Annotated in this window: 8 protein-coding genes; 1 reads left to right on the top strand and 7 read right to left on the bottom strand. The window is 66.0% G+C overall.

What is annotated here, in order from left to right:
* Together I6F12_RS29825 and I6F12_RS29830 are read right to left on the bottom strand one after the other, a co-directional pair.
* Entirely contained in the window at positions 1-846 is an 846-nt protein-coding gene (locus I6F12_RS29825) for a DeoR/GlpR family DNA-binding transcription regulator (RefSeq protein WP_036013860.1), read from the bottom strand.
* A gap of 105 nt (positions 847-951) precedes the next feature.
* Positions 952-1,638, bottom strand: a complete 687-nt coding sequence (locus I6F12_RS29830; RefSeq protein WP_057026243.1) for an HAD-IA family hydrolase — start codon at positions 1,636-1,638, stop codon at positions 952-954.
* Positions 1,639-1,790: 152 nt separating this feature from the next.
* Between I6F12_RS29830 and I6F12_RS29835 the strand changes: the two genes are divergently transcribed.
* Positions 1,791-2,243, top strand: a complete 453-nt coding sequence (locus tag I6F12_RS29835; RefSeq protein ID WP_225157839.1) for a nuclear transport factor 2 family protein — start codon at positions 1,791-1,793, stop codon at positions 2,241-2,243.
* A 249-nt stretch (positions 2,244-2,492) separates the two neighbouring features.
* On the opposite strand, the gene I6F12_RS29840 is transcribed toward I6F12_RS29835, so the two are convergent.
* The 5 genes from I6F12_RS29840 to I6F12_RS29860 all read right to left on the bottom strand — a co-directional run bounded on the left by I6F12_RS29840 (position 2,493) and on the right by I6F12_RS29860 (position 8,983).
* Entirely contained in the window at positions 2,493-2,684 is a 192-nt protein-coding gene (locus I6F12_RS29840) for a hypothetical protein (RefSeq protein WP_036013862.1), read from the bottom strand.
* A 234-nt stretch (positions 2,685-2,918) separates the two neighbouring features.
* Positions 2,919-3,326, bottom strand: coding sequence for an acyl-CoA thioesterase (locus I6F12_RS29845; RefSeq protein WP_036013863.1), 408 nt, complete (start codon positions 3,324-3,326; stop codon positions 2,919-2,921).
* Positions 3,327-3,333: 7 nt separating this feature from the next.
* Positions 3,334-5,430, bottom strand: a complete 2,097-nt coding sequence (locus I6F12_RS29850) for a 3-hydroxyacyl-CoA dehydrogenase NAD-binding domain-containing protein (protein WP_225157840.1) — start codon at positions 5,428-5,430, stop codon at positions 3,334-3,336.
* Positions 5,431-5,432: 2 nt separating this feature from the next.
* The gene (locus I6F12_RS29855) at positions 5,433-6,716 is read right to left on the bottom strand and encodes an acetyl-CoA C-acetyltransferase (protein ID WP_225147892.1); all 1,284 of its coding nucleotides are present in this window, start codon (positions 6,714-6,716) and stop codon (positions 5,433-5,435) included.
* Positions 6,716-8,983 (bottom strand): acyl-CoA dehydrogenase, encoded by a 2,268-nt coding sequence (locus I6F12_RS29860; RefSeq protein ID WP_225157841.1) that lies wholly within the window; start codon positions 8,981-8,983, stop codon positions 6,716-6,718. Before I6F12_RS29860 ends, I6F12_RS29855 begins: the two co-directional genes overlap by 1 nt.
* Positions 8,984-9,118 lie beyond the last annotated feature (135 nt).

The raw sequence follows: 9,118 nt of genomic DNA on the forward strand, positions 1-9,118 counted from the left end.
CTATCTCAGCCGCACCACTGGTGCGGCTTCCGGTGCGGCATCCTGCACCTCGGCCGACGCATCGTCGACCTCCGCGCCCTTCGGCATCGCCTCGACCACCTCGATGCCCTTGCTGTGGCAGATGGTGGCGAGGCGCTCGGGCAGCTCCTGGTCGGTGACGAAGGTCTGGATCTGGGTGATGTGGGCGATGCGCACCGGCGCGCTGCGGCGAAGTTTTGTGGAATCGGCGACCAGCATGACGCTGCGGGCATTGGCGATGATGGCCTGCGCCACCTGCACCTCGCGGTAGTCGAAGTCGAGCAGCGCGCCCTCCTCGTCGATCGCCGAGGCGCCGATGATGGCATAGTCGACCTTGAACTGTCCGATCAGCTGCGTCGCGGTCGAGCCGACCACGGCGCCATCGGCGCGCCGCACCGTGCCGCCGGCGACCACCACCTCGATGCGCGGATGGCGGTAGAGCAGCATGGCGACATTGAGGTTGTTGGTGATGACGAGCAGATCCTCATGCGAGGTCAGCGCGCTCGCCACCTCCTCCGTCGTGGTGCCGATGTTGATGAAGAGCGAGCAGCCGTTCGGGATCAGCGAGGCGGCGGCAGCGCCAATCGCCTTCTTCTCGTCGGCGGCGACGAAGCGGCGCGCCTCATAGGCGAGGTTTTCCACGCCCGAGGCGATGATGGCGCCGCCATGGATGCGGGTCAGCGAACGCCGCTCACAGAGATCGTTGAGATCCTTGCGGATGGTCTGCGCCGACACCTCGAAGCGGCGCGCCAGCTCCTCGACCATGACGCGGCCGGAGGCGCGCGCGATGTTGAGGATTTCGGCTTGGCGATGGGTCAATCCGGTCACGGCAAAGGCCTCAAATCAGAATGATGCATGGTGCGGCGGTTCGCGCCTGCGGTCAATGCGGACGCCGATCACGGTTGACGGATGAAGGTCCTCACCATGCCATTCTTACCACCCCATGGCACTTGCAAGACGTGCGAGCAGCGTCGGGTCGTCGAACGCGCTGGCGGAGGCGACCGCGCCTGCTCCAACCAGGTCAGCATGGCTGAGGCTGGTGCGGATGCCGACAGTCGGAATGCCGGCGGCCGTTGCGGACTGCACGCCGGTGCGGGAGTCCTCGAATGCGATCGAGGCTCGCGGGCTCGCGCCGACGAAACGCAGCCCCTCCTGATAGGGCAGCGGATGCGGCTTGCCGTGCGGCAGCTCGGCGCCGATCACCAGCGCCTTGAAACGATGCGTGATGCCGAGTCCTGAGAGCAGCAGCTCGGCGTTGAGACGCGGCGCGTTGGTCACCGCAACCATGGGAATGCCGGCGCCATCGGCGCGGTCGAGCAGCGCCATCAGGCCCGGCAGGGGCGCGATCTGCCCGGCCACCAGCGTGCGGAAGACCTCCTCCTTCTCTTCGAGGATGAGGGCGCGCCGCTCCGGCGCCTCGTGGGGCAGAAAGCGATCGCCGATGGCGACATTGGCGAAGCCCTGCAGCTCGAGGGAGAAACGTGCGTGATCGAAGACGTGTCCGTGCGGGCCGAGCACCTGGTTGAAAGCCTTCAAGTGCAACGGATCGGTGTCGGCGAGCGTGCCGTCGATGTCGAACAACAGCGCCCGGCCCATTCCATCGTGTTTGGTCTCGATCATTTCCGTACTTTCCCAAATGCGCGGCGCATCGATGCGGAAGGCGTATCAATACGGCCTCGATCGCGCAATGACGCATCCACATGAGGCAGGTGACACTCGACAAAGTCGCGTGCGACTGCAACACTGATTGCAAGATCAAAAAGGAGGAAACGATGACGATCAACCGACGGGATCTGGCTCTCTCGACGCTCGCCGTGTCCACGCTTGCGTTCGCCACGCCGGCGCTCGCCGCTTCGGCAGACGAGGACGCCGTGGCGAAGAGGGTCGAGGCCTTCCGCCTCGCCCAGATCGCGGCCGATCCCAAGGCGCTCGGCGCGCTCTGCGCGGAGGAACTGAGCTACAGCCATTCCAGCGGCAAGGTCGAAGACAAGGCGGCGTTCATCGCCAACGCCACCGACGGCAAATCGAAGTTTCTGTCCATCGAATACAAGGATCCCACCATCAAGGTCGTCGGCCCCGCAGCGATCGTGCGTTTCCACTGGCTGGGTGAGCAGGAGATGGCGGCCGATGGAAAAAAAGTATCGACCAACCTTCACATCCTGATGAACTGGCAGAAGCAAGGCGACGAGTGGAAGCTGTTGTCGCGGGCGGCGACGAAGTTGTGATCACGTCTTTCCCCTCTCCCCTTGCGGGAGAGGGTGGCTTCGCAAAGCGAAGCCGGGTGAGGGGTATCTATCCGCGGGTCTAACTCTCTATTGAATTCGCGGAGCCAACCCCTTATCCGGCGCTTCGCGCCACCTTCTCCCGCATCCGCCTTCGCCAAGGCTTCGGCGGACATGAGGGGAGAAGGAAGAAGGCAGCAACATCAAGGGCGGCAAAAAATTCCGACCACGCCTCGCGGGCCGGAATGACAGTTACGCCGCCTCCTTCACGTCGCCATTCACCAGCCTGCGCGCGGCGCGCTCGGCTTCGCGGGCGTTGCGGAAGAGCTGGCCTTCGAGACGGTTGAAACGGTGCGATGAGGCGAAGAAGCAGTAGCCTCCAGAAGAACGAACGACGATACCTGCGGTCTGCGAATCGACTTCGATGATGTAGCTGTCCGGCATAGTCCGTGGCTTCCTCAGTGCGGGCAAACAACGGCGCTCCTGCCCAAAGGTTCCCAAGGGCATTTGCGGCCGTTCCACCCCGAATCGACACGCAATTGAGTACGCCGGGACCTCATCCGTTTTATGACTGGTTCTTGACTGGTTCTTGGCGAAGCCGCGACGGATGTGACTTGCTCGTGCGGCGTTCTGCGGCGCTGCAAGGCCTCGCAATATGGGACAGTGCGTCGCGCGCGATTACGTCGCGATCGGCGGATCGTTTCGCTGGATCGCCTGGGGACGGCCGTGGTCGTCGATCGAGACGTAGGTGAAATGACCGTCGGTGACGAGGAACGGATGCAACTCCTTGCGCCGCAATGCCCAGGCCTCGAGATGCACGGTCAGCGAGGTGCGCCCGACGCGCACGAGATTGGCGTAGACCGAGACGAGATCGCCGACATAGACCGCTTTGCGAAAATTCATCGCCTCGATCGCGACCGTCACGGTGCGCGACCGCGCGACCTTCGAGGCGAACACGCCGCCGCCGACGTCCATCTGGCTGAGCAGCCAGCCGCCGAAGATGTCGCCATTGGCATTGGTGTCGGCCGGCATCGCCAGCGTGCGGATGCAGAGATCCCCGCTCGGTCCGGCCGCTTGTTCGCTCATATGGCTCTCACTTGAAATTGTCCCAGCCCGGATCGGGCGCGAAGCGCGCGCCGAATCGTTCCGCCAGCGCGCGCAGAGTGGATACGATGTTCTCCACGCCGCGCGTGCGCGCGTAATTCAGCGGGCCACCGCGGAAGGGTGCATAACCAGTGCCGAAGATCATGGCGCCATCGACCGCGTCGGCATCGTCGACAATGCCCTCGCGAAGCGCCGCGACGCAGACATTGGACATCGGCAACACCAGGCGGTCGATCATCTGGTCGGTGACCCGCGGTCCGGTCTCCGGCAACGCTGCTTTCTCCGCCTTGCCGTCCTTCCAGGTGTAAAAGCCCTTGCCGGTCTTGCGGCCGAGCTCGCCCTTGGCGACCTTCTCGCGCAGCCAGGCCGGCGTCGGCGGCAGGAGATCGCCGAACTTGGTGCGCAGCATGTCGCCGACGTCGAGGCAGATGTCGAGCCCGACCTGATCGGCCAGCTCGATCGGACCCATCGGCATGCCGAACTGCTCGGCCGCTTCATCGATCAGACGCTGGTCGATCTTCTCGTCCAGCATCACCATCGCTTCCAGCATGTAAGGCGTCAGCGCGCGGTTGACGAGGAAACCCGGCGAGCTCTTTACAGGAAGCGGCAGGCGGTCGATCGCGCCGACGAAGGCGAGCGCGTCCTGCAGAACCTCAGGGGCGTTGCCGTCATGGCTGACGACCTCGACCAGCTGCAGCCGCGACACCGGATTGAAGAAATGCAGCCCCACCAGCCGCTCCGGCCGTGCCAGGCCATTGCGCAGATCCTGGAGCGGAATGCTCGACGTATTGGTTGCGAGGATCGCGCCCGGCTTCATCCGCGGCTCGAGCCCGGCATAGACCTTCTGTTTCAGCTCCAACTTCTCCGGCACCGCCTCGATGATGAGATCGGCGTTGCGGACGCCCTCGCCGTCCATGTCGGGGATCAGGCGATCGAGCGCGTCGCGCACGTCGGTGGGCTTGCGGATGATCTTGCCGTAGAGGTCGGCCGCGCGCTTGACCGCGCCTGCGATCGGCTCCGGCTTCATGTCGGCGAGCGACACGCGAACGCCCTGCCCCGCACACCAGGCCGCGATGTCGCCGCCCATCGCGCCGGCGCCGATGACGTGGATATGCTTCACCGTGCTGCCGGCGCCTGCCGCCTTCTTCATCTGCTCGCGCAGGAAGAAGACCCGGATCAGATTCTGCGCGGTCGGCGTCACCATCAGCTTGGCAAACGAGGCCTGTTCGGCCTTCAGCATCGCGGCCTTGCTGCCGCCATGTGCTTCCCAGAGATCGATCAGCGCATAGGGCGCTGGATAATGCTCGCGCGATGCGGCCTTCGCGGCCTCCGTGCGCATGCGCTTGGCCAGCAGGCCGCGCACTGGTCCGAGATTGGCGGCACGCGCCAGCAGACCGTGCTTGGCCCGCTTGAGGCGGCCGAACAGCGCATCCTTCACCGCGCCCTGAACATGCCGCTCCTGCGTCACGGTGTCGACGAGGCCGAGCGATCTGGCTCGGCGCGCATCGATGGTGCGCCCAGTCAGCATCAGCGCCATCGACTGCGTCGGATTGACGAGCGCAGTGAAACGCGCGGTGCCGCCAAGGCCGGGATGCAGGCCGAGCATCACCTCCGGGAAGCCGAAGCGCGCCCCATCGATGGCGATGCGCGCCTGGCAGGCCAGCGCCACCTCGAGGCCGCCGCCGAGGCAAAAACCGTGGATGACCGCGACCGTCGGCAGCCTCAAGGCTTCCAGATGGTCGACCACCGCATGCGCGGCGCGGATGCGCGTCTCCACCATGCCGGGATCGTTGGCACCGCGGAATTCATTGACGTCGGCGCCGGCAATGAAGCCGGACGGCTTTGCCGAGCGGATGACGAGACCGGCGGGGCGCTCGGTCTCGATCGCCGCGAGCACGGCGTCGAACTCCTCCATCACCTCGGAGGACAGCGTGTTGGCGCTGGCATCAGCGCGGTCGAACAGCAGCCAGGCGACGCCGTCTTCATCTCGCGTCAGCTTGAAGTGCTTGTAGGGACCATCCGGCGCAGGGCGCGGCCCGAGCTCCAGCACGCGGTCGGCGAGCACGGTCATGATCTTGGAATCCATGGTCATACCGCCTCGATCAGCATGGCGCCGCCGAGCCCGCCGCCGATGCATTCGGTGGCAATTCCGCGCCGCGTGCCGAGCCGCTTCATCGCGTTGACGAGATGCAGCACGATGCGGTTGCCGGAGGTGCCGACGGGATGGCCGAGCGAGATCGCGCCGCCGTCGACGTTCAGCCGCTCGCGGTCGATCTCGCCGGCGGCGCCGTCGAGCCGCAATATTTCGCGGCAGAACTTGTCGTCGTTCCAGGCGGCGAGACAGCCGAGCACTTGCGTTGCAAAAGCCTCGTTCAGCTCCCAGGTCTCGACGTCCTTGAGGGTGAGGTCGTTGCGCTTCAGCAGCGGCGTCACCGACATCACCGGACCGAGCCCCATGATGCTGGGGTCGAGCGCGGCCCAATGGCTGTCGACGATCGCAGCTTTCGGCGTCAGCTTGTGCTTTGCAACGGCAGCGTCAGAGGCGAGAATCACCCAGGAGGCACCGTCGGTGATCTGCGAGGAATTGCCGGCGGTGACCTGGCCCCACGGGCGTTCGAACACCGGCCGGAGCTTGGCGAGCGTCTCCGCCGTCGAATCCGGGCGCACGCCATCGTCGTGGTCGAAGAACTTGCCGTCGCGGGAAAACGCGGTTTCGACCTCGCCTTTCAGATAACCCGCGCTTTGCGCATGCGCGAGCCGGCGATGACTCTCGGCCGCATAGGCATCCGACTGCGCGCGCGTGATGCCGAAGAGATGGCCGACGACCTCGGCTGTCTGGCCCATGTTCAGCTCGGTGACGGGATCGGTCAGGCCGCGCTCGAGGCCGATGATCGGCTTGAGATCGCGCGGCCTCAGCTTGAACGCCGAGGCGAGCTTCGCGGCCATGCCCTTTGCGGTGGCAAGGCCGGCGAACCAGCGCACGCCGGAATTCGGCCAGACCAGCGGCGCGTGGCTGAGCGCCTCGGTGCCGCCGGCCAAAACCATGTCGGCATGGCCTTCGCGGATATAGCGGTAGGCGGTGTCGATCGACTGCATGCCCGAGCCGCAATTGATCTGCACGGTGAAGGCGACCATGTCCTCGCCCATGCCGAGCCGGAGCGCGGCGACGCGGGCCGGGTTCATCTCGTCCGCGATCACGTTGACGCAGCCGAGGATGACCTGGTCGAAGCTATCGGGCGAGAACGGCTGGCGCGCCAGCAGCGGTCGGCCGCATTGCACGGCGAGATCGACCGGCGTGAACGGCCCTGGCCCCGAACGCGCCTTCAGGAACGGCGTCCGGCTGCCGTCGACGATGAATACCGGTCGTGCCATCAGCTCGCCGCCCTCTGCTCACCGAGTTCCTGGAAGAACTGATGCACATTGACGGTTTTCTTGTAAATCGGCGACAGCGCCTCCGGCGCAAAATCGTCGACCTCTATCACTTTTGTGACGGCTTCGCGGGCAGCGGCGAGTTGCTCGCCCTCGGCTTGCGTGATTACGCCCTTGGTCACCGCCTCCTTCCAGTCGCGGATATGCGCAGCACGCATGCGCCTGGCGATCGCATCCGTCGCCGCGACCAGCTTGAACGCGCGCTCCAGCCGGGCAAAGCCGCCGTCGTCGTCGACATGGGCCAGATCCGGCGTGAGGCGCGCGCGTGCCGCCGACGGCTCCAGCACGATGGCAGCGCATTGGTGCACGATGCGGTCGGACGGGCCGAGCACGCGGGCGCCGAACGGCTGCACCACGAGCCTGAGGAAGCCGGCGACGAAGCGGTTCGGCAGATTGGCCAGGATTTCGGCGAGCCGGTTCTCGATGGTTTTGAACCCGGTCGCCATGCACCATTCCAGCGCGGCAAAATCCTCCTTCTGCCGCCCCTCGTCCTGCCAGCGCTTCAGCGCGGCCGAGAGCAGATAGAGCTCGGACAGGATGTCGCCGAAGCGGGCCGACAGCATTTCCTTGCGCTTGAGCGCGCCGCCGAGCGTCAGCAGCGCCATGTCGGCGCAGAGCGCAAAGGCCGCCGAGTAGCGCGAGAGCTGGCGATAGAAGGGCGTGGCAACGCCCGCATCGGGCACTGGGGCGAATGCGCCAAAGGTCCAGCTGCGACCCATGGCGCGGAAGAGTGTCCTGAAGCTGTGGCCGACATGCTTCCAGAACGCCTTGTCGAACGCGCCGAGGCCGCGCTCGCGATCGCTATCGGCGAGCGCGTTCATCTCGTCGAGCAGGTAAGGATGGGCGCGGATGGCTCCTTGTCCGAACACGATGAGATTGCGGGTCAGGATGTTGGCGCCTTCGACGGTGATGCCGACCGGCACGGCGCGGTGGAGATTGCCGAGATAGTTTTGCGGACCGTCGATCACGGCCTTGCCGCCATGGATGTCCATGGCGTCGTCGACCGCGGTGCGCATCCGCGCGGTCGCGTGCAGCTTCATGATGCCGGAGATGACGGCAGGATGGATGCCGGCGTTCAGTGCCGCGCAGGTGAGCCGGCGCGCGGCGTCGAGCTGGTAGGCGGTCGCGACGATGCGGGCGAGCGGCTCCTCGACGCCTTCGAACTTGGAGATCGAGATGCCGAACTGCTCGCGGATGCGCGCATAGGCGCCGGTGGTGCGCGCGGCATAGGCGGCCCCGGCCGCCGACAGCGACGGCAGCGAGATGCCGCGGCCGGCGGCGAGCGCCGTCATCAGCATCTTCCAGCCCTGCCCCAGCCGCTCCTTGCCGCCGATGACGTAGTCGAGCGGGATGAAGACGTCCCGGCCCCAATTCGGGCCGTTCTGAAAGACCTGCATCGAGGGCAGATGACGCTGCCCGATCTCGACGCCGGGCAGGTTCGTCGGGATCAGCGCCACGGTGATGCCGAGCTCTTCCCGGCTGCCCACGAGATGATCGGGATCATAGGCCTTGAAGGCGAGACCGAGCAACGTCGCGACGGGACCGAGCGTAATGTAGCGCTTGTGCCAGTTGAGGCGGAGGCCGACCACCTCGCGACCCTCGAATTCGCCCCTGCAGATGATGCCGGTGTCGACCATCGAGGCGGCGTCGGAGCCGGCTTCCGGGCTGGTGAGGCCGAAGCAGGGAATCTCGCGGCCGTCGGCGAGGCGCGGCAGCCAGCGCTGCTGCTGCTCTGTGGTGCCGAAGCGCATCAGGAGCTCGCCCGGGCCGAGCGAGTTCGGCACCATCACGGTGACCGCGGCCGCGATCGAGCGCGTCGAGATCTTGCGCACCACTTCCGAATGCGCGTAGGGCGAGAAGCCGAGGCCGCCGTACTCCTTCGGGATGATCATGCCGAAGAATTTCTCGCGCTTGACGAAGTGCCAGACGTCCGGCGGCAGGTCGCGCGACTCCCAAAAGATCTTCCACTCATCGAGCATGGCGCAGAGCTCGTCGACGGGGCCATTGAGGAAGGCCCGCTCCTCGTCCGTCAGCGTCGCCTGCGGGACGTTCAGCAGCTTCGACCAGTCGGGGTTGCCGGTGAAGAGATCGGCATCCCACCAGACGTCCCCCGCCTCCAGCGCCTCGCGCTCGGTGTCGGACATCGCCGGCAGCACGCCGCGCGCCCATGAGAAGATCGGCTTTGTGATGGTGTCGCGGCGGAAGCTCATGGCGGACCTCATGCATCGGCGCGGTTTTCGGGCATTTTAGCGGAAAGTGGCTGGCGGAGGCGAACATCTCGCCTGCAACATTGACGCGGCCGGGCGGCCGCCCGAGCCATAACGGCGGGGGCGGGGGTGCAGTTC

Source organism: Bradyrhizobium sp. IC4059 (genome assembly GCF_020193615.1).
GTDB lineage: Bacteria > Pseudomonadota > Alphaproteobacteria > Rhizobiales > Xanthobacteraceae > Bradyrhizobium > Bradyrhizobium yuanmingense.

Coding starts and splice junctions, on each gene's coding strand:
- I6F12_RS29860 (WP_225157841.1), bottom strand. CDS start 8,983: ATGAGCTTCCGCCGCGACACCATCACAAAGCCGATCTTCTCATGGGCG.
- I6F12_RS29840 (WP_036013862.1), bottom strand. CDS start 2,684: ATGCCGGACAGCTACATCATCGAAGTCGATTCGCAGACCGCAGGTATC.
- I6F12_RS29835 (WP_225157839.1), top strand. CDS start 1,791: ATGACGATCAACCGACGGGATCTGGCTCTCTCGACGCTCGCCGTGTCC.
- I6F12_RS29830 (WP_057026243.1), bottom strand. CDS start 1,638: ATGATCGAGACCAAACACGATGGAATGGGCCGGGCGCTGTTGTTCGAC.
- I6F12_RS29845 (WP_036013863.1), bottom strand. CDS start 3,326: ATGAGCGAACAAGCGGCCGGACCGAGCGGGGATCTCTGCATCCGCACG.
- I6F12_RS29850 (WP_225157840.1), bottom strand. CDS start 5,430: ATGGATTCCAAGATCATGACCGTGCTCGCCGACCGCGTGCTGGAGCTC.
- I6F12_RS29855 (WP_225147892.1), bottom strand. CDS start 6,716: ATGGCACGACCGGTATTCATCGTCGACGGCAGCCGGACGCCGTTCCTG.